This window comes from Yersinia antarctica (assembly GCF_056636475.1).
The window spans coordinates 3,893,652-3,914,824 of the sequence record NZ_JBSJQF010000001.1; the positions used below are offsets into that span (position 1 = coordinate 3,893,652).

Consider the following 21,173-nt stretch of genomic DNA (forward strand, 5'->3'; position numbering starts at 1 on the left):
TACTCGAACCAGAGGCCGGTTATCCGGCCTCAATTTATGCATGTGGCTACAGCATCAAACGTACAAATAGATCGCCATAAAGTGGCAGACACTGCCACCCAACACAAAACCATGCCAGATAGCATGACCGAAACGGATACGCTTAGAGGCGTAGAAAACCACCCCTAAAGTGTAAAGCAAGCCGCCAATAGTCAGTAATGCCAACCCGCCAATTTCAAGTTTCACCGCCAGCTGATAAATCACAATCAGTGATAACCAGCCCATCGTTAGGTAAGTCACGAGCGACAACACCTCAAATCGATGAGCAAAAGCCAGCTTAAATATCACACCGAACAGCGCCAGCCCCCAAATGACCGCCATTAACCCTCTGGCCAGTGGCGAATCCAATCCCACCAGCAGAAAGGGGGTATAAGTGCCGGCAATCAAAATATAAATGGCACAGTGGTCAAACTTCTGTAGCCAGAGCTTCGCCTTACGGTGTGGCACGGCGTGATACAGTGTTGATGCCAGAAAAAGCAAAATAATACTGCCGCCATACAAGCTATAGCTGGTTAGCGCTTTGGTATCAGCACCACTGTCTACTGCCTGCACCAAAAGCAACACCAGCCCGATAATTCCAAACACCACACCAATACCATGGCTAATGCTATTAGCTATCTCTTCTGCCCATGGATAGGCTGGGGTCGTTGTGGCCGGTGACAATATCGAGGGGGCCGCAGAAGTAGGTGGTGTAACTGTAGCAGAGGGTGTAACTGATTTATTATTCAATACTTATTATCCTGAATATTAGCTGTTGTATACCCAAAGACATTGGCGTTGCAGTCAAGCTGCAAGGTAATCAATCCCGATGAGCGGCACGGTAGGTAGCCAATTGCGCAAATATACTGCACTCAGGTTAACTGAGAATGATTCCAGTGTACACGTGTAAGCTTAAATATTCTGTCAATACATGTAACTCGCCATGTCTATCGCCAGATGAAGCAAAAAGAACAGAGTAATTGCAGATAATCAGGTAACGTATTACCGGTCTACCTTTATCTGATTTGAGGGTTGTTTGTTATGTCATTAACACTGCCAGTTCTGGATTTTGGCCCCCTGACCGAGACTGTCCAGTTTCTGATGGAAGTTGATAAGCTAAAAGATATACAGCGCCGCACCAAAGTGATTGCCAGCTTACGGCAGGAAAACTCCGCTGAGCACAGTTGGCATTTTGCGGTGGCGGCAATGAGTCTGGCCCCCTATGCAGGCCCGGATGTTGATATCAACCGCGTAATTCAAATGGCACTGCTGCACGATATTGTTGAAATCGATGCCGGTGATGTCATCGTTTATGATTTGGCCGCCAGAGCCGCCATTCATGAACAAGAAGTGGCCGCGGCTAAACGGTTATTCGGTATGCTCCCTCCCGCTTTAAACGCGCAATTTACCGCGCTGTGGGACGAATATGAAGCAGAAGAAACCGCCGATGCGTGCTTTGCGACCGTGCTGGACCGCATTTTGCCAATGCTGATTAACCTGCATACCGAAGGGCAAAGCTGGATAGAAAATGGTATCCGTTTGCAACAAGTGCTGGATCGCAACCAACGAGTCGCTGAGCGCTATCCTCAGATCTGGCAATATTTACTGCCCCAGTTACAGGCTGCGCAGCAAAAGGGCTGGCTGAAATAATCATGTTGAAGTACATGCGGTTAGGCCAGCTATGTCAATCGACTGGCAAACCGCATCTGTTTTATTTTCCGCCCGCCAGGTCCAATACACTGCCGGTGACATAAGAGGCACAGTCTGACAGCAACCAAACAATCGCCTCAGCAACTTCATGTGGGTGACCACCCCGTTTCATGGGTAACAAGCTTTGGATCCGGTCAACCCGCCCGGGTTCACCACCACTGGCATGGATATCGGTATAGATAACACCTGGCCGTACCCCGTTAACCCTAATCCCCTCAGCCGCCACCTCCAGCGACAAACCGATGGTCAGTGTATCAATAGCCCCTTTGGAGGCCGCATAATCCAAATATTCCCCCGGCGCACCAAGGCGGGACGCGGCAGAAGAAACATTAACAATTGCCCCACCATGGCGCATAGCCATGCGTTTAACCGCCTCGCGACTGCATAAGAAATACCCTGTCACATTGGTCGTTAGCACTCGGTTAATACGTTCGGCGGTCAAGCCTTCAATACTGGTTTGTGGGAACAGAATACCGGCATTATTCACTAATGCACTGATTGGCCCCAGTTGCGCCTCAAGTTGTTCAAACAGCGCCACAACCTGTGATTCATCAGCAATATCCGCCTGTAACGCAATCGCCAACCCTCCCGCAGCCGCTATCTCCGCCACCACCTGCCGCGCGGCCTGCTGGTCATTGATATAATTGACCGCCACCCGATAACCATGTTTTGCCAACAGCAATGCGGTCGCACGACCAATTCCCCGGCTGCCGCCCGTCACTAATGCAACTTTCTTATTCATATCCCGGTTCCCTATGCTGCGATAAAGAGTTGCCAAACTAGCATGCCAATACTGGCGAGATAATCAACATAGCAAAAGGGCCGCATACGCGACCCTCAGATTCATGCACAACTTATCTCTATTTTAAATTACTCATAATCAGCAATTGGGACACATGAGCAGAACAGATTACGGTCGCCGTACACATCATCCAAACGTTTCACCGCTGGCCAGTATTTGTTCTCCATCACACCTGCAACCGGGAACACAGCCAGCTCACGGCTGTAAGGGTGCTGCCAGTCCCCCACCAGCTCCGCCTGAGTATGAGGCGCATTCACCAGCGGGTTGTCTTCCAGCGGCCATTCGCCTTGGGCCACTTTGTCAATCTCGCTACGAATCGCTAACATCGCATCGATAAAGCGGTCCAGTTCCACTTTGCTTTCTGATTCTGTCGGCTCCACCATCAGTGTTCCGGCAACCGGGAACGACATGGTCGGCGCGTGAAAACCGAAATCGATCATGCGTTTAGCGATATCCATTTCACTGATACCGGTCGCCTCTTTTAGCGGACGAATATCCAGAATACACTCATGTGCCACACGGCCATCGTGACCGGTATACAACACCGGATAGGCGGCTTTCAGGCGGGTAGCGATGTAGTTGGCATTCAAAATAGCCACCTGACTGGCTTGCTTCAAGCCATCAGCGCCCATCATGCGAATATACATCCAACTGATAGGTAAAATTGATGCACTACCAAATGGCGCGGCTGAAACGGCACCTTGCTGAGTGGTCATACCGTCGATTTGCACCACACTGTGACCGGGCACAAAAGGTGCCAAATGGGCTTTGACGCCAATTGGCCCCATGCCTGGTCCGCCACCGCCATGTGGGATACAGAAAGTTTTGTGCAAGTTAAGATGCGATACATCAGCCCCGATATAACCCGGCGTAGTGATGCCAACCTGCGCATTCATGTTCGCGCCATCCAGATAAACTTGCCCGCCAAACTGATGAACGATTTGGCAAACTTCACGGATGGTTTCTTCATACACGCCGTGGGTTGACGGGTAGGTCACCATAATGCAAGACAACTCATCACCCGCGTCTTCTGCCTTTTGGCGCAAGTCATGTAAATCGATATTGCCTTGCTTATCACAGGCTACCACCACCACCGACATACCGGCCATTTGTGCTGACGCGGGGTTAGTGCCGTGGGCTGAGCTTGGTATTAAGCAGATATGGCGACTCGCCTGATTGCGACTTTCGTGGTAACGGCGGATAGCCAGCAAACCGGCATACTCTCCCTGCGCACCTGAGTTTGGTTGCATACACACTGCGTCATAACCCGTCAGTTGCACCAACCATTGTGACAGTTGACCAATCATCTGCTGATAACCGGCCGCTTGCTCCGGCGGGCAGAATGGGTGTAACTCAGCGAATTCCGGCCAGGTAATCGGGATCATCTCGGCGGCAGCGTTCAACTTCATGGTACAAGAACCCAACGGGATCATCGCCTGATTCAGTGCCAAATCTTTGCGCTCTAAACGATGCATATAACGCATCATTTCGGTTTCGCTGTGGTAACGATTGAATACCGGATGGGTCAGAATCGGCTCTTGGCGCAGCATCGTAGCCTGTATCGACTGGCTGCTCTGGCTGACTTTTGCGTCAAGCTGGTCAATATCCAGGCCGTGGCTATCACCGGCTAACAGGGCAAAAAGGGCCTGAATATCTTCGCGGGAGGTGGTTTCATCCAGCGTGATACCCACAGCGCCATGAATGTCAGTACGCAGGTTAATACCAAAACTCAATGCACGAGCCAATACCGTAGCTTTGTCTTTGACTTCAACTGTCAGGGTATCGAACCAGTGCTGGAAACGGAGACTCAGGCCTACTTGTTGCAAACCCGCAGCCAGGATATCGGTCATCCGGTGAATACGGCCAGCGATACGCTGCAAGCCCTGCGGGCCATGATAAACCGCATACAGGCTGGCAATATTGGCCAGTAGCACCTGTGAGGTACAGATGTTGGAGTTAGCTTTCTCGCGGCGAATATGTTGCTCACGGGTCTGCATCGCCATACGCAACGCAGTATTACCGGCAGCGTCGCGTGATACCCCAATAATGCGGCCCGGCATCGAGCGTTTAAATTCGTCACGGCAGGCAAAGAATGCAGCATGTGGGCCGCCATACCCCATCGGCACACCAAAGCGCTGAGCGGAGCCAAATACCACATCGGCACCTTGTGTCCCCGGCGCAGTCAACAGCACCAGCGCCATAATATCGGCAGCCACGCTGGTAATGATTTTACGTTTTTTCAGTTCAGACAGCAGCGCGCTGTAGTCATGCAGTTCACCAGTGGTGCCTACTTGTTGCAGCAACACACCAAAAACACCATCCAGCTCCAGCACTTTTTCAGCGCGGTCGACAATCACTTCAAAACCAAAAGTTTCAGCGCGAGTTCGCACCACATCCAGCGTTTGTGGATGAACATCATCAGCCACAAAGAAGCGATTAGCGTCCTTCAGCTTACTGGCTCGCTTGGCTAATGCCATCGATTCTGCCGCAGCAGTAGCCTCATCCAGCAAAGAGGCAGAAGCCAGATCCAACCCCGTCAGGTCTTGTGTCAATTGCTGGAAATTCAACAGCGCTTCAAGGCGGCCCTGAGAAACTTCGGGCTGATAAGGTGTGTAAGCGGTGTACCAGCCTGGGTTCTCCAGCATATTACGCAGGATAACCGGCGGGGTCAGTACCGGGCTGTAGCCCATGCCGATGTAGGATTTATAGCGCTGATTCTGGCTGGCAATCCCTTTAAGTTCCGCCAGCGCCTGGTGTTCAGTGGCGGCATCACCCACTTGTGGTGGGCTTGGCAATTGGATATCTGCCGGAACAATCTGCTGGATCAATGTACTTAACGAGTTGGCACCAATGGCGGCCAACATCTGTTGCTGTTGTTCAGCAGAGGAGCCGATATGGCGCTGAATAAAAGCATCGTTATGTTCAAGCTGGCTGAGATTCTGAGTCATTTGCTACACATTCCTGAATAGGTCATGGGACGGGAGATATTTGAGATTAACCGCGCCTTGGAGAGGTTTTAGAAATACTCACAAAGCCGAACTAAGGGGAAACACGTCGTTCGGGTCGTAGTGGCGTAAGCCACCGGAACGCCCGTAGACGTGGTCAACCCTTAGCTCATTGCACTTCACTCACCTCAGGCTTTTTTTCATTTATTCTTCAATGGTCGCCAAATACGCCTCGGCATCTAACAAACCTGCCAGCTCACCTTCATCAGAGGCTTTGATGCTGAACAGCCAACCATCGGTATAAGGTGCGCTGTTGACCAGTTCTGGTGAGCTTTCCAGCTCAGTATTAACCGCAACAATTTCGCCGCTGATCGGGGCATAAATGTCGGAAGCCGCTTTAACTGATTCAGCAACAGCACAATCACTACCAGCTGAAACTTCACTGCCCACTTCAGGCAAATCAACAAACACCATGTCGCCCAGTAGCTCTTGCGCATGCTCAGTGATACCGATGCTATAGATGCCATCGCCATCGGCACGAACCCACTCATGAGATGACGCATATTTTAACTCTGCTGGTACATTGCTCATTGCTGCTCCTTAAAAAGAGATAGAGCCAAAAGTTTAGGCTCTTATAATTCGGAAGACTTACAGCGCGACCGGCTTACCCGCCCGCACAAAACCGGGTTTTGTGACCCGCACTGGCATTTCACGGTTGCGGATTTGAACCACCGCACTCTCACCAATTCCCGCAGGCACACGGGCCAGCGCAATGCTGAAACCCAATGTAGGCGAGAATGAACCACTGGTTATCACACCGACATGTGAGTTACCCAGCGCATCAGAAAAATGCACGGGCAACTCATTACGTAATACGCCTTTTTCGGTCATGATCAAGCCGACCAGTTGCTCAGTTCCGTCCGCACGTTGCTTTTCCAGTGCTTCGCGGCCGATAAACTGACGGTCTTCTGGCAACCAGGCTACCGTCCAGCCCATATTGGCGGCTAACGGAGAAACACCTTCATCCATTTCCTGACCGTAAAGGTTCATACCCGCTTCCAGACGCAAAGTATCACGCGCACCAAGACCCGCAGGCTTCACCCCAGCGGCGAGCAATTGCTGCCAAAATTCAACAACTTGCTCTTTTGGCAGTGCGATTTCATACCCTGATTCACCGGTATAACCGGTAGTCGCGATAAAGAAATCACCCGTTTGAATACCAAAGAATGGTTTCATGCCCGCGATCGCCTGCTGCTGCTCAGGAGTCAGTAAAGTAGCCACTTTCTGTTGAGCCGTTGGGCCTTGTACCGCCACCAGGGCAAGATCGTCACGCACCGTCACTTCAACCTGGTAAGGTTCAGCATGCTGGATTATCCAGGCCAGATCTTTGTCACGGGTAGCGGAGTTAACCACTAAGCGGAAATAGTCTTCTTGCAGGAAATAGACAATCAAGTCATCGATAACACCGCCGGACGCATTCAGCATCCCGGTGTAAAGGGCTTTGCCCGGTTGGGTTAGTTTGGCAACGTCGTTGGCTAACAGGTAACGCAGGAACTCACGGGTACGGGCACCGTGCAGATCAACGATAGTCATATGAGAGACATCGAACATACCGGCATCTTGACGCACGATATGGTGCTCGTCGATTTGGGAACCATAATGCAATGGCATCATCCAGCCATGAAAATCTACCATGCGCGCACCGCACGCTACGTGCTGATCATACAGCGGGGTCTGCTTAGCCATCTACTCTCCCTCAATATACCCTTCGCACTTGAAGCCGTAGGGGCGTTGGCTACGTTCATTCACCCGAATCACTTACTGGTGTAAGCTCATCGGGAATTCATTCGCTTGCCGCCTACCTACAACTCCAATTGCTTTGGCTATAACATGTCATGAGTGTTTTATACCGGCTTCACCCCCCTAATAAACAGGCATGAATACCGTTACGCAAACGATACCTTTTGCCCAACGTTATCACCGAACTCATCAGGTAACCATAAGCTAAAATAGGCAATAGCACGCCCTAAGAGGACAAAAGGCAGGGGTATTGTGCAGAGTTTTCCACTGAAAAAATGCGCACAGAGGCACATTATTAACAATTAATCAGTGAAAATTGCGATGTTATATAACCAAATAACCAAAACCCTGTCAGTTTCAACTTTTCAGGCTTTGGTTATCAGTGAGAAAAACTAATGCGAAAATAGGGCTGAAATTAGATTATTTCAACTGAGGGAGGTTTAGTGACTCACAAGACTACTCATCTAGCCAATCGGGTAAATCATGTAATCCCATGGCCTGCCGCACTAACGGTGGTTTTATCCCCGGCAAGTTATCAGCCAGCGTTAAGCCAATATCACGCAGGAGCTTTTTGGCAGGGTTACTGCCCGCAAACAGGGAGCGGAAACCCTGCATACTGGCAAGCATCACCGCAGCACTGTGCTTGCGGCGACGTTCATAACGCCGCAGATAGAGATGCTGACCGATATCTTTGCCTTGGCGCTGTAAACGGCGCAGCTCAGAGACTAACTCAGCGGCATCCATAAAGCCCAGATTGACGCCCTGCCCGGCCAACGGATGCACAGTATGGGCAGCATCCCCCACCAGCGCCAACCGGTGTGCCGCGAAGCTACGTGCATAGCGCCCCATCAGCGGGAAGGTCTGGCGCTCACTCTCAAGCCGGCATTGCCCCAAACGCATATCAAACGCCATGCCCAGTTCGCGGTTGAATTGCTCGGCAGGTAGCGCAGCTAACTCGGCAGCACGCTCAGGAGGAAGTGACCAGACTATCGAACTCAAGTGTGGGGAGCTAAACGGCAGGAAAGCCAGAATACCATCACCATGAAATACCTGACGCGCCGTTGCCTGATGTGCTTCTTCCGTGCGGATGGTCGCTACCAGCGCATGGTGGGCATAGTCCCAAAAAGTCAGCGGGATATCCGCATGCTGGCGCAACCATGAGTTAGCGCCATCGGCCCCAACCACCAGCCGCGCACTGAGCATACGGTCATCAGTTAGCGTGATAAAAGCTTCGCTTTCACCCCATGCCACCTGTTTGAGGCTGGCCGGTGCCAACAGCGTAACCTCAGCTAATTGGCTGGCACGCTGCCATAGCGCCTGCTGAATCACTCGGTTCTCAATGATATGACCGAGATGGCTGAAGCCATATTCATCAGCATGAAACGCTATTTTGCCAAAACTGTCTTGGTCCCACACTTCCATGCCGCCATAGGGGCTGGCCCGTAGCGCCAAAATGCTGTCCCATACCCCTATTTTTTTCAATAAGCGCTCACTGGCAGCATTGATCGCCGAGACACGTAGCGCCAACTCATCAGTCAGCGGTGCAGTGAGAGGTTCTGGTGCGGGCTGATGCTCCAGAATAGCGATGCGCAAGCCACTGCCCTGTAAGCCACAGGCCAGCGCCAGACCGACCATTCCGCCACCGGCGATTACCACGTCATATGATTGCATGCCAATATATTCCCATTAAATACTAACGCTCTACCCATCCCAATGTCTGCCGGGCGAAAGTATCACGTATTGCAGGCATCAGCTCCATTGACATCAGAGCAAGGTTACGCCCAACCACCAGTGGCCCATAGCGATTGGCAAACAGACGAATTAAACCATCAGTGACACCAATAGTCGCCTGTTGATCCCCTTGTCGCCGCTGCTGATATTGGCTGAGAACCGCATACTCACCGGGGTCGCCCTCCGCCTGCGCGATAGTTTCAGCCAGCGACATCACATCACGCAGCCCTAGATTGAAACCCTGCCCGGCAATGGGATGCAGTGTTTGCGCCGCATTACCCACTAACGCCAGACGGTGACTGATATGGCGCGAAGCCGTCAATAATTGCAGCGGGTAGCTGTAGCGCTTACCCGCATGGAGAATTTTACCCAACCGCCAACCAAAAGCTTGCTGCAATTGCGCCACAAAACGGGCGTCATCCCAACTATCGACCTGCTGCTTTTCGTGTTTAGCGTGACACCAGACCAGCGAGCTACGCCCTTCAGACATCGGTAATAATGCCAGCGGCCCATTGCGGGTAAAACGCTCAAAAGCCCGACCTGCCGGTAGTTCGGAAGTCGTAATATTGGCAATCACGGCGATCTGTTGATAGTCCTGCTGCTGCCACTGAATATTACAAGCCCGCGCCAGTGCCGAATGAGATCCGTCGGCTGCCACTAGCAGCTTTGCACTCAGTTGTTGGCCGTTATCCAGCGTCACACCGGCTGATGCAACAGTACGAACCACATCTACCACTTTAGCCGGGCAATGCAGCGTCACTCCCGGCGCTTTCTGCAATAAGGCAAACAGCCTTTTACCGGCATCATGTAGCTCAATAACATTACCCAGTGCCGCAACACCATAATCAGCGGCGCGTAAGTTAACAAAACCCGAATGACCGCTATCACTAACATGAACATGTTCAATGGCGGTGGCACAATCAACCAGATGCGCCCAGATACCAATGCGCTCCAGTTGTTGGCAGGTGCCTTGTGCCAAGGCAATCGCTCTGGCATCAAAACCCGGATGCTGCCTGCTATCAGGAAGTTGTGCTTCAACCAAAGCAACCGGTACCCGCCCTTTGGTGAGGGATGAAATAGCCAGCGCCAGAGTTGCTCCGGCCATACCACCACCAACAATGATTACGCTCATCAGTTATCTCGCTGCCGCCATCAGGGCTTCAATGGCATCGGGATCTTTCACCACACCGGCGGTCAGATTTTCATTGCCGTCAGCAGTAATCACGATGTCATCTTCGATACGAATACCAATACCACGGTATTCTGGCGGTACATCAGCATCTGGGGCGATATAGAGACCCGGCTCAATGGTCAGCACCATTCCCGGTTCCAAAATGCGGCCACGGTCACTATTGGTATAATCACCGACATCATGCACATCCAATCCTAACCAGTGGCTTAAACCATGCATAAAGAAGGGGCGATGCGCTTTTTCAGCGATCAATTGCTCGATATCACCTTTTAGAATGCCCAAACCAACCAGACCCGTAATCATAATGCGCGCCACCTCCTCGGTGACTTCGCGGATACTGGTACCCGGGCGGAACAATTCTATTGATTTATTAATCGAGGCCAGAACGATGTCATAAATCTCACGTTGTGCTGGCGTGAATTTGCCGTTAACCGGGAAGGTGCGGGTGATATCACCGGCATAGCCACGGTATTCACAACCTGCATCAATCAGCACTAACTCACCATCCTGCAATTCACTCTCATTTTCGGTGTAATGCAAAATGCAGCCATTCTCACCACCGCCAACGATAGTGTTATATGCCGGGTAACGCGCGCCATGGCGGGTGAACTCATGCAGAATCTCCCCTTCCAACTGATACTCAAACATACCTGGGCGACATTTTTCCATCGCGCGAGTATGGGCTAGCGCACTGATTTCACCGGCGCGGCGCATCACAGTAATTTCTTCAACTGACTTAAACAGGCGCATTTCATGCAACCATGGACGCCAGTCAGTTAGCGTGGCCGGTGCACGTAAATTTTTACGAAAACCGTTACGTAATCTTTCCAGCGCGGCAAAAACAATTTTATCTGCATAAGCATATTGCCCCTGCGCGTGATAAATCACATCAAGGCGATTGAGCAACAAATAGAGCTGTTCGTCGATTTCATCGAAGGATAATGCGCGGTCAACACCTAACTTGAGGGGGGCCGCATCTTGCCCTAAACGGCGGCCAAACCAGATCTCGGCGGTTAAGTCCCGCACCCGGTTAAACAACACGCTGTGGTTATGGGTCTCATCGCTTTTTACCAGAATCAACACCGCCTCCGGTTCATTGAACCCCGTCAGGTAGCTAAAATCGCTATTCTGACGATAAGGGTATTCGGAATCCGCACTGCGCGTAGCCTCCGGTGCGGCGAAAAACAGTGCTGCACTGCCCGGGGCCATCTTCGCCAACAGCGCCTGACGGCGGTTCTGGTATTCTTGCTGAGTCATCACACCCTCCTGGAACATCCGATTTAATCGACTTAATTCAACATATTACACCATATCATTTAATGTAGTGTTGGCTTACGCATCTCTGGTGCAGTCGGCTTCTGTTGAGTAAATTCGATATGGCACAAAATAGCCGCCACACGCACATACTCAATAACTTCTTCTAATGATTGAGCCAGCTCTTCTTGATCTTCATCTTCGTCGTAGCCTAATTGGGCAATATTACGTAAATCATCAATGGCTTCACCCACTTCATCTTTCACCTGCGCCAATTTCGGTTGCAACATACCCAAACCTAACAGGAAATGGTTGACCCAACCTGATAATGCGTCAGCACGGTCAAAAACCGAGATATCGTCCCCTTCAGGGATAAGCAACTGGAACATAAAACCTTCGTTCTCCAGCGCTTCTTGTGTTGCTTCATGTAACTGTTGTAACGGCAATCCCAACGCTTGTGAAAAGGCAACGCCCTCATTGGTCAGGTCATGTACCAGCGTGCGCCAGCCATTGTCTTTACTGCCACCACAGAGCATGCCGCTGATCAGGCCATGCATTTCTGCGGGGGTTAATGCTACCGCTTGCTGGCTTAACGCCAAGGCAAGTGATTGGTAAGTTGGTAATGTATTCTCTATAGACATGCGTATTGGTCATCGTTGGCAGGATAAGTTCGTGTTATGCTACCACCAAGAAAGGTCGCTATACCAGAAAACGCAACGCGCTAGACCCTAATACCCAACGGGTATTAGGGGTTGAATCTTGGTATCGATATATATATAGTGACGCCCGCTTTGCAACTACGAGCATTTTGCCTCTGGTTTACAAGGTTGGCGCGAAAATTAGTCAGGAAGGTGGCATGTCTGCACAACCGGTAGATATTCAAATTTTTGGTCGCTCGTTAAGAGTCAATTGTCCGCCAGAACAACAAGACGCGTTGAACATGGCAGCAGAAGATCTTAACCAACGGTTGCAAGATCTCAAAGTTCGCACTAGAGTCACAAATACTGAGCAGTTAGTTTTTATCGCAGCATTGAATGTCTGTCACGAATTAGCTCAGGAAAGGTTGAAAACCCGTGACTATGCATCCAATATGGAGCAACGTATTCGGATGTTACAACAGACCATTGAACAGGCGTTGCTTGAACAAGGTCGCATCTCTGAACGTCAGGATGCACAGTTTGAATAAATCTCTGTTGAATGATAGATTCAGCAGTGAGTAAAAAATTTCTCTGAGGTGTTTGCCAGCGGGCCAGTCCCCTGAGCCGATATTTAATACCAACAGAATGTAGTGACTCCGTAACTGGTGCGCATGCTCGGTCCGCCGAGAAGCCTTAAGGTTGCGACGCTGCGTTCACCTTGAACCATGGGTTCAAGGGTTACAGCCTGCGGCGGCATCTCGGAGATCCTCTCTTTATCGATTAACCAGCATTTGGGGTTATCACGTTCGTTTTACATTGGCTGTCTACTGGCATCAGCAATATATCTTCCGAATCAATAAAATGTCTTTTTAATCAAAAAATTATCCTTTAAATTAACAACATATTTTTGAATAAATAATATGCCTTTGACTGCGCAATATGCCCTTGAGCGACAAAAGATTCGTAGTGAGATTCGTGAACGTCGGCGTCTGTTGACTGCGGAACAACAGCATCAGTCAGCGCATCTGGCGGCAAAGCATATCGCTGAGCATGACAGAATCCGTCAGGCTAACACCATTGCCGTGTTCCTCTCCTTCGATGGTGAACTCAATACCCGCCCCATTATTGAGCTGCTATGGCAGCAACAAAAACAGGTTTATCTGCCGGTTTTGCACCCTTTCAGCCCCGGTAATTTATTATTTCTGCGTTATCGCCCTGATAGCACGCTTATCCGTAATCGCCTGAAAATCCTTGAACCACAATTAGATGTGCGAGAAGTTCTGCCACTAAACCAATTGGATATGGTAATAACCCCGTTAGTGGCGTTTGATAGCCTCGGGCAACGTTTAGGTATGGGTGGTGGCTTTTATGACCGTACGCTGCAACACTGGCAGCAAGGGCGCCCTTATCCTATTGGCCTGGCCCATGATTGCCAATGGGTAGAGCACTTGCCCTGTGAGCTTTGGGATGTACCATTGCCAGAGATAGTGACACCAACAAAAGTGTGGCAGTGGTAAGAGATAATCCTGCAAAATAAAAAAACACCCGATATTTTATAGATAGCGGGTGTTTAGTCATTCAATACAAATAGTTATTAGTAAAGCAAACGAGCACGGATAGTTCCCGGGATCGCCTTCATCGCCTGCAATGCTTTTTCTGCATTTTCCGCATCATCAGTCTCAACATCAATGACGACATAACCGATTTCAGCACTGGTTTGCAGATACTGTGCCGCAATGTTGACATTCTGTTCGGCAAAGATTTTGTTAATGCTGGTCAGGATGCCTGGGCGGTTCTCATGGATATGCAACAGACGGCGGGTATTATCGCCGTGAGCAGGCAGAGAAACCTCAGGGAAGTTGACCGCAGACAGCGTTGAGCCGTTGTCGGAATACTTCGCCAGCTTACCTGCCACTTCATCACCGATATTTTCCTGCGCTTCCTGAGTGGAACCACCAATATGTGGTGTTAGCAACACATTATCAAACTCGCACAAGGGTGAATTGAACGGGTCCTTATTAGTTGCAGGCTCTTCAGGGAATACGTCGATTGCCGCGCCTGCCAAATGATTGCTGGCCAACGCATCACATAAGGCCGGGATATCGACCACGGTACCGCGTGAGGCGTTAATCAGCATCGCACCCGGCTTCATCAGAGCCAACTGTTCAGGGCCAATCATGTTTTTAGTGGAGTGGTTTTCCGGCACATGCAGGCTAATCACATCACTCATATTCAGTAGATCAGACAGGTGACGCACCTGCTGTGCATTCCCTAACGACAGTTTATTTTCGATATCGTAGAAAAATACTTTCATCCCGACACTCTCTGCCAGAATCCCGAGTTGGGTACCGATATGACCATAACCGATAATGCCCAGCTTCTTGCCACGGGCTTCATAGGAACCCACCGCCAGCTTGTTCCACTCACCACGGTGAGCTTTGGCGTTAGCCGATGGAATGCCTCGGAACATCAGCAGTAACTCGCCCAGTACCATTTCAGCTACCGAACGGGTATTGGAGAAAGGTGCATTGAATACCGGCACACCGCGTTTGGTAGCCGCTTTTAAATCAACCTGATTGGTACCGATACAGAAACAACCTACCGCGACTAATTTTTCTGCTGCCGCAAAAACTTCTTCAGACAGATGCGTACGCGATCGAATGCCGATGAAGTGAGCATCTTTGATCGATGCTTTCAGTGATTCGGTGTCTAAGGCACCTTTATGATATTCAATATTGCTATATCCGGCAGCACGCAGATTATCAACCGTGCTCTGGTGCACCCCTTCCACTAACAGAAACTTAATTCTGTCTTTCTCCAGTGATACTTTTGCCATGTCCCCGACCCTATTTTCAGACTTCAGATGTGGCTGCCGCTATCGAATGAATCCGGTCAGCACCCTGTCAACATAACAAATATTACGCGGGCAGCAATACAAACGATTGCCTGCCAGCCAGCATAACAATCAGTGTCAATGTTAATTTATGGAATAAAAAACTGGCGTGAAGAGGGTTAATGGCAGGTTAATAAAACGAAATGAAGAAATGTGATATATATCACCAAATTTAGCGATTTTAAGAAAAGATATTTAAAGGCAAAAAAACTTTCAGGATGAAGTAGCGAACCTCATCCTGAGAGCGAGTTAACCGATCACTTTAATTTTATGGTCTTAACGCCGTCGGCGGTGCCAATCAGTGCCACATCAGCCCCCCGATTAGCAAATAGGCCGACCGTAACGACACCGGCAATACCATTGATTTTATTTTCTAACGCAATGGCATCCAAAATACTCAGATTGTGGACATCCAAAATAACGTTGCCGTTATCAGTCAGGACGTTCTGACGATACTCCGGTAAGCCACCCAGCTTAACCAGTTCACGAGCCACATAAGAGCGGGCCATTGGGATAACTTCAACCGGCAGCGGGAACTTACCCAGTATAGCAACCTGCTTGGACGCATCCGCGATGCAGATAAACTGACGAGCAATAGCAGCAATGATTTTCTCGCGGGTCAGCGCAGCACCACCGCCTTTGATCATCTGCATCTGGTCGTTAATTTCATCAGCGCCATCAACATAGATATCCAATACATCCACTTCATTACAATCGAATACGTGGATGCCGTAACTTTTCAGTTTGGCAGTAGAGGCATCAGAGCTGGAAACCGCCCCCTCTATCTGGCCTTTGATGGAGCCAAGTGCGTCAATAAAATGTGCTGCGGTCGAGCCAGTGCCGACCCCAACGATGGTACCAGGTTTTACATAATCTAATGCTGCCCAGCCCACTGCTTTTTTAAGTTCATCCTGAGTCATGGTAAGTTCACGCCTTGATGTGAAAGAAAACCTGAGGTCATTATAGAGCATCCGCAGTGGTGATTGTGTGAATAAAGCCAACTCGCGTGGTAGTTAATTCTAGCCGGATCACAGTTATGCCGGTTTATTTGTGGCTGACACCTTGGCATCCTGTCATAACAAACTGGCTAAAATGTGGCATAGTGCTGTATCGACTTAATATTTGGAGAGATGACTCCGATGAAACGCCCAGACTACCGTACGCTACAAGCGCTGGACGCGGTGATCCGTGAACGCGGTTTTGAACGCGCTGCACAAAAACTTTGCATCACCCAATCGGCGGTATCTCAACGCATCAAGCAGTTGGAGAATCTGTTCGGACAACCGCTGCTGGTGCGCACCGTGCCACCACGGCCAACCGAACAAGGGCAGAAACTGCTCGCGTTACTGCATCAGGTTGAGTTACTGGAAGAAGAGTGGCTGGGCAATGATAATGGCGGAGATACACCACTGTTATTGTCGCTGGCAGTGAACGCCGACAGTTTGGCGACCTGGTTGCTACCGGCATTGAAACCGGTGCTGGCTGATTCCCCTATCCGGCTGAATTTACAAGTCGAGGATGAGACTCGAACTCAGGAACGGTTACGTCGCGGCGAGGTTGTGGGTGCTGTCAGTATCCAACCTCAACCGCTCCCCAGTTGTCTGGTTGATCAACTCGGTGCGCTGGATTACCTGTTTGTCGCCTCCAAACCTTTCGCTGAGCGTTATTTCCCTAATGGCGTAACCCGCTCGGCATTGTTGAAAGCGCCAGCGGTGGCGTTTGACCATCTGGATGATATGCATCAGGCGTTTTTACAGCAGAACTTTGATTTATCACCGGGCAGCGTGCCCTGCCATATTGTTAACTCTTCCGAAGCTTTTGTGCAGTTAGCGCGACAAGGAACCACCTGTTGTATGATCCCGCATCTGCAAATCGAGAAAGAGCTAGCTTCAGGCGAATTAATCAATCTGACGCCAGGATTACTGCAACGACGAATGCTGTTCTGGCACCGGTTTGCACCGGAAAGCAGAACCATGAGAAAGGTGACTGACGCCCTGTTGTCTTATGGGCGTCAGGTATTACGGCAGGATTGATTTATTTAGCGGTACTGGTCGCAGTTTGGAGTTCAAACACGACATCAACCTGATCATCAAAATGGATGGTCTGCTGTTCGTAAGTTTGTGCGGCATCGGTGGCTGGTGCCGCTTCAGCGCTTTTAAACATGCGTGCTACCGGCATAGGCTGGTAGTTAGCGACGTGGTAACGAATGCTGTAGACCGGCCCAAGTTTAACTTTGAATCCATCAGCCAATGATCCTGCCTGGCTGATAGCATTTTCAATGGCTTTTTTACGCGCCTGCTCACGGTATGTGTCCGGGTTTGCTACCCCGAGTTCCACCGCACGGATCTCGTTTAGACCAGACTTCAGCGCACCATCTAGCAGCTCATTCAACTTATCCAGTTGGCGTAATGTTACCTGAACCTGGCGCACGGCACGGTATCCCTTCAAGACCGCTTCACCGCTTTTCTGGTAATCGTATTCAGGTTGAGTACGAATATTGGCAGCATTGATATCTTTCTTTTCAATGCCACTTTTACGTAAGAAATCAAAATATTGCGCGACCCTGGTATCCGCCTGTTTTTTGGCATCTGCCGCATCTTTGGCAGATACACTGACTTCAATAGCGATAGTGGCAATATCCGGTGTCGCATCAACACTGGCGGTACCGGAGGTGACAACATGCGGCCCTTCTGGCACTTCGGCTGCCTGAACTTGTAGCGCCAAAGGTAACGTCCCTAATCCCATCATTGCGGCCAAAGCCAATGTCTTCAACTTCACAGTGCCTCCTAAGATATACATGGCAAATTATTTATGACAACTCAGTCGACCTCAGCTAGATAACCAGTGAATTCAATCAGCGACAAATACATTTGCAGTTAATTACACTCACTCGAATCTCATTGGCAGCGTGATTAATTTGCTGTCGGTAACCGGATTAACACATCAACCGTAGCATATCTTATGAATCATGGGATTCGGATTAATGATAAAAACTCACAGATTTAGTGCTTGTTGCGCTAGCTGAAAAGCAATAAACCACATTACCCCTCCGACCAACAGATTAATCACCCGCTGCGACGTTGAGCGGTTAAGCCACGGTGATAACCACGCAGCCAATAGCGCGAGGGCAAAAAACCAGGCAATAGAGGCACTCACGGCTCCCAAAGCGAACCAAGGCCGGGAGTCGGGTAATAACTGGCTGCCAAGGCTACCGAGCACCACAAAGGTATCGAGATAGACATGCGGATTGAGCCAGGTTACCGCCAGTAGGGTTATAACTATTGGCCAACGCCCTTGCGCGCCGGTTGCGGCTGCAGATGAGGAGCCCCTCCCACGCCAGGCTGCCATCAATGCGCCCCAGCCGTACCACAGCAGGAAAGCCACACCGCCCCATGTGACCAGTGCCAGTAACAATGGCGAACGGCTCAGCAAAGCACTACCGCCAAAGATCCCCGCACAAATCAAGATAATGTCACTCAGCGCACAAAGTGAGGCACTCATCAAATGGTGCTGACGCTTAATCCCCTGGTTCATCACAAAGGCATTTTGTGGCCCGAGGGGTAAAATCATCGCAGCACTGAGGGCGAAGCCCTGTAAATAGACAGCTAACATACTGTTACCTTTAAATAATACTCAAAACGGGCCGAGAGAATTGGAGAGGAATTAGCAGCATATTACGGGGAGAGCAGCATCAGAGGAAATTGATATTTCTTATCAATAATAAGTAAAACTAATAATGGCTAAGCAAGAGGGAAAACAAGGATGGAAAAAGGAAAAAACGGGCCGATAACGACCCGATTTGACATGGCTATAGCCAAATTGTAAACAACACTACAGCTTCAGGTACGCAGACTAATCTGCCTCAGTTTTTGCTACCTGATGCAAATGCACGTCCATCTGCGGGTAAGGAATGCCAATTTTGTTAGCATCCAACGCACGCTTGAAGTTTTCCATCAGATCCCAATACACATCCATCGCATCGCCATTGGTAGTCCAGACGCGCACCGTGAAGTTAAGGGAAGAGGCAGCCATCTCATTCAAACGCACGGTAACCCCTTTGTCATGCATGATACGTTTATCTGCGGCAATGATGTCACCCAGCACTTTCTTTACCACATCAATATCAGCATCATAGGCAACACCGATGACCATATCGGTACGGCGATTCGGTTCACGGCTGGTATTGATGATGTTATTAGCAATAATTTTGCCGTTGGGTACCACGATGATTTTGTCGTCGACCGTCCGTAGGGTCGTTGAGAAAATTTGCACCTGAACCACAGTACCGGCTACACCGCCCAGATCGACATATTCACCTGCCTTAAATGGACGGAAGGCCACCAGCAGCACTCCGGCGGCAAAGTTTGATAGCGAGCCTTGTAGCGCCAAACCAACAGCTAAACCCGCGGCACCGATAACGGCAATCACCGATGCAGTCTGCACACCCAAACGTCCCAGCACCGCAACGATAGTGAAAGCCAGAATGCTGTAACGCGCCATTGCTGCCAGGAAGTCTGCGACGGTGACATCAATGCCACGTAACTTCATGACCCGACCAAGCATCCGTGACGCAATTTTGGCGATGATTGAACCGACGGTTAAGATAAGTAATGCTGCGACCAGATTAACCGCGTATTGAATCAGCAAATCTTGGTTATTCACCAACCAGGTACTCGCTTCATTGATACCATCAACTACGTTTAATTCTTCCATTTGAATCATCCTACAAAAAGCTCCCTGCGGGAGAGATTACGCAAAAAATCACCGCAAAATGCTGACGGCTACAACTGACAGCCTGTTTAGGGTAACTAACAATGAGCCTGTTGCCAATTTTGGCAGAGAAATTTACGCTGAAATATCAGACTACTCAGTCAATCAAGGCGGCGGAAATGAGGTTAGATTCGTTTTTTGCAAAAAAAAAAGGCCCCAAGGGGCCTTTTAAGTCGGTCAAAGCAGTATCGAATTACAGAACGTCTTTGGCGTTCAGTTCTTCAAAGGCTTTTTCCAGACGAGCAACCATAGTCACCTGTGCAGCACGCAGCCACGCACGTGGGTCGTAGAATTTCTTGTTCGGCTTGTCAGCACCTTCTGGGTTACCCAGCTGGCCTTGCAGATAAGCTTCGTTCTTTTTGTAGTAGCCCAGAATACCTTCCCACGTTGCCCATTGGGTATCGGTGTCGATATTCATTTTAACTACGCCATAGCTAACCGCTTCTTTGATTTCAGCAGCAGTAGAACCTGAACCACCGTGGAATACGAAGTTCAAGCTGTTGTGCGGCAGATTGTGTTTCTTGGAAACATAATCCTGAGAATCACGCAGAATAGTTGGGGTCAGTTTCACGTTACCTGGCTTGTAAACACCGTGTACGTTACCGAAAGAGGCAGCGATGGTGAAACGTGGGCTGATAGCGTTCAGTTTTTCGTAAGCGTAATCAACATCTTGTGGCTGAGTATACAGAGAAGATGCGTCCATATGGCTGTTGTCCACGCCATCTTCTTCACCACCGGTGCAACCCAGTTCGATTTCCAGCGTCATACCCAGTTTCGCCATGCGAGTCAGGTATTTGCTACAAATTTCGATATTTTCTTCCAGGGACTCTTCAGACAGGTCGATCATGTGAGAAGAGAACAGTGGTTTGCCGGTAGCCGCAAAGTGTTTCTCACCTGCGTCCAACAAGCCGTCTAACCATGGCAGCAATTTCTTGGCGCAATGGTCGGTGTGCAGAATAACAGGAACACCATAGTGTTCAGCCATCTGATGGACATGATGTGCACCAGAGATAGCGCCCAGGATTGCAGCACCCTGACCTTCTGCTTTAACGCCTTTACCTGCGATAAATGCTGCACCACCGTTAGAGAACTGAACGATAACTGGCGCACGCACTTTGGCTGCTGTTTCCAGCACTGCGTTAATAGAGTCGGTGCCGACACAGTTAACTGCTGGCAGAGCAAAGTTGTTCTCTTTGGCTACTGCGAACACTTTCTGAACGTCATCACCTGTGATGACACCTGGTTTTACGAAATCAAAAATTTTAGACATGTACGTTGTCCTGTTTCGTCGACTGAAGATAGCAGCTATCCGGTGAGGATAGGCCCTAAATGTAAATCGCCTATACCCGTCATACTTCAAACTGCATGTGCGTTGGCTGCCATCATTCACTCAAGTCATTGAGTTATCTCAACTCCTTGA

19 protein-coding genes and 1 other RNA gene are annotated in these 21,173 nt (G+C 49.8%); 5 read left to right on the top strand and 15 right to left on the bottom strand.

Features of this window, described 5'->3' with window-relative positions; translation table 11 throughout:
* Positions 1–54: 54 nt before the first annotated feature.
* Positions 55–768, bottom strand: coding sequence for a PAQR family membrane homeostasis protein TrhA (gene trhA / locus ACWJJO_RS18095; RefSeq protein ID WP_372569589.1), 714 nt, complete (start codon positions 766–768; stop codon positions 55–57).
* 291 nt (positions 769–1,059) lie between these two features.
* On the opposite strand from trhA, the gene ACWJJO_RS18100 reads away from it, so the two are divergent.
* On the top strand, positions 1,060–1,668 hold the full coding sequence (locus ACWJJO_RS18100; protein ID WP_083162753.1) for an HD domain-containing protein: 609 nt from the start codon (positions 1,060–1,062) through the stop codon (positions 1,666–1,668).
* Between the two features lie 61 nt (positions 1,669–1,729).
* On the opposite strand, the gene ACWJJO_RS18105 is transcribed toward ACWJJO_RS18100, so the two are convergent.
* From ACWJJO_RS18105 to ACWJJO_RS18140, 8 genes are all read right to left on the bottom strand, one after another.
* Entirely contained in the window at positions 1,730–2,470 is a 741-nt protein-coding gene (locus ACWJJO_RS18105; protein WP_481091326.1) for an SDR family oxidoreductase, read from the bottom strand.
* Between the two features lie 128 nt (positions 2,471–2,598).
* Positions 2,599–5,478, bottom strand: a complete 2,880-nt coding sequence (gene gcvP / locus ACWJJO_RS18110) for an aminomethyl-transferring glycine dehydrogenase (protein ID WP_481091327.1) — start codon at positions 5,476–5,478, stop codon at positions 2,599–2,601.
* Between the two features lie 201 nt (positions 5,479–5,679).
* A complete protein-coding gene (gene gcvH, locus ACWJJO_RS18115; RefSeq protein WP_005193111.1) occupies positions 5,680–6,066 on the bottom strand; it encodes a glycine cleavage system protein GcvH in 387 nt (128 codons plus the stop codon).
* Between the two features lie 57 nt (positions 6,067–6,123).
* Positions 6,124–7,221, bottom strand: coding sequence for a glycine cleavage system aminomethyltransferase GcvT (gene gcvT / locus ACWJJO_RS18120; protein WP_083162747.1), 1,098 nt, complete (start codon positions 7,219–7,221; stop codon positions 6,124–6,126).
* A 510-nt stretch (positions 7,222–7,731) separates the two neighbouring features.
* Positions 7,732–8,946, bottom strand: coding sequence for an FAD-dependent 2-octaprenylphenol hydroxylase (ubiI, locus tag ACWJJO_RS18125; RefSeq protein WP_372569591.1), 1,215 nt, complete (start codon positions 8,944–8,946; stop codon positions 7,732–7,734).
* Between the two features lie 22 nt (positions 8,947–8,968).
* On the bottom strand, positions 8,969–10,138 hold the full coding sequence (gene ubiH / locus ACWJJO_RS18130; RefSeq protein ID WP_083162743.1) for a 2-octaprenyl-6-methoxyphenyl hydroxylase: 1,170 nt from the start codon (positions 10,136–10,138) through the stop codon (positions 8,969–8,971).
* A 3-nt stretch (positions 10,139–10,141) separates the two neighbouring features.
* Entirely contained in the window at positions 10,142–11,455 is a 1,314-nt protein-coding gene (gene pepP / locus ACWJJO_RS18135; RefSeq protein WP_083162741.1) for a Xaa-Pro aminopeptidase, read from the bottom strand.
* 59 nt (positions 11,456–11,514) lie between these two features.
* Positions 11,515–12,093 (bottom strand): YecA/YgfB family protein, encoded by a 579-nt coding sequence (locus ACWJJO_RS18140; protein WP_083162739.1) that lies wholly within the window; start codon positions 12,091–12,093, stop codon positions 11,515–11,517.
* Between the two features lie 215 nt (positions 12,094–12,308).
* Here ACWJJO_RS18140 and zapA point away from each other — a divergent pair, with 215 nt between their 5' ends.
* From zapA to ACWJJO_RS18155, 3 genes are all read left to right on the top strand, one after another.
* Complete coding sequence (gene zapA, locus ACWJJO_RS18145; RefSeq protein ID WP_004706812.1) at positions 12,309–12,638, top strand: cell division protein ZapA; 330 nt, start codon at positions 12,309–12,311, stop codon at positions 12,636–12,638.
* A gap of 37 nt (positions 12,639–12,675) precedes the next feature.
* Positions 12,676–12,859: non-coding RNA, 6S RNA (ssrS, locus tag ACWJJO_RS18150), on the top strand.
* A 151-nt stretch (positions 12,860–13,010) separates the two neighbouring features.
* Positions 13,011–13,607 carry a 5-formyltetrahydrofolate cyclo-ligase gene (locus ACWJJO_RS18155; RefSeq protein ID WP_372560647.1) on the top strand — a complete coding sequence of 199 codons (597 nt, stop codon included), beginning with the start codon at positions 13,011–13,013 and terminating at the stop codon, positions 13,605–13,607.
* Positions 13,608–13,684: 77 nt separating this feature from the next.
* On the opposite strand, the gene serA is transcribed toward ACWJJO_RS18155, so the two are convergent.
* Together serA and rpiA are read right to left on the bottom strand one after the other, a co-directional pair.
* Positions 13,685–14,926: a phosphoglycerate dehydrogenase gene (gene serA / locus ACWJJO_RS18160; RefSeq protein ID WP_083162735.1), complete on the bottom strand. Its 1,242-nt coding sequence runs from the start codon at positions 14,924–14,926 to the stop codon at positions 13,685–13,687.
* Between the two features lie 314 nt (positions 14,927–15,240).
* The gene (gene rpiA / locus ACWJJO_RS18165; protein ID WP_083162733.1) at positions 15,241–15,903 is read right to left on the bottom strand and encodes a ribose-5-phosphate isomerase RpiA; all 663 of its coding nucleotides are present in this window, start codon (positions 15,901–15,903) and stop codon (positions 15,241–15,243) included.
* A gap of 219 nt (positions 15,904–16,122) precedes the next feature.
* Between rpiA and ACWJJO_RS18170 the strand changes: the two genes are divergently transcribed.
* Positions 16,123–17,016: a LysR family transcriptional regulator ArgP gene (locus ACWJJO_RS18170; protein ID WP_005163344.1), complete on the top strand. Its 894-nt coding sequence runs from the start codon at positions 16,123–16,125 to the stop codon at positions 17,014–17,016.
* A gap of 1 nt (position 17,017) precedes the next feature.
* On the opposite strand, the gene ACWJJO_RS18175 is transcribed toward ACWJJO_RS18170, so the two are convergent.
* The 4 genes from ACWJJO_RS18175 to fbaA form a co-directional block, all read right to left on the bottom strand.
* A complete protein-coding gene (locus ACWJJO_RS18175; protein WP_083162731.1) occupies positions 17,018–17,761 on the bottom strand; it encodes an oxidative stress defense protein in 744 nt (247 codons plus the stop codon).
* A 216-nt stretch (positions 17,762–17,977) separates the two neighbouring features.
* The gene (gene argO / locus ACWJJO_RS18180; RefSeq protein ID WP_481091328.1) at positions 17,978–18,595 is read right to left on the bottom strand and encodes an arginine exporter ArgO; all 618 of its coding nucleotides are present in this window, start codon (positions 18,593–18,595) and stop codon (positions 17,978–17,980) included.
* A gap of 240 nt (positions 18,596–18,835) precedes the next feature.
* Positions 18,836–19,696: a small-conductance mechanosensitive channel MscS gene (mscS, locus tag ACWJJO_RS18185; protein ID WP_083162727.1), complete on the bottom strand. Its 861-nt coding sequence runs from the start codon at positions 19,694–19,696 to the stop codon at positions 18,836–18,838.
* 250 nt (positions 19,697–19,946) lie between these two features.
* The gene (gene fbaA / locus ACWJJO_RS18190; protein WP_005192802.1) at positions 19,947–21,023 is read right to left on the bottom strand and encodes a class II fructose-bisphosphate aldolase; all 1,077 of its coding nucleotides are present in this window, start codon (positions 21,021–21,023) and stop codon (positions 19,947–19,949) included.
* Positions 21,024–21,173 lie beyond the last annotated feature (150 nt).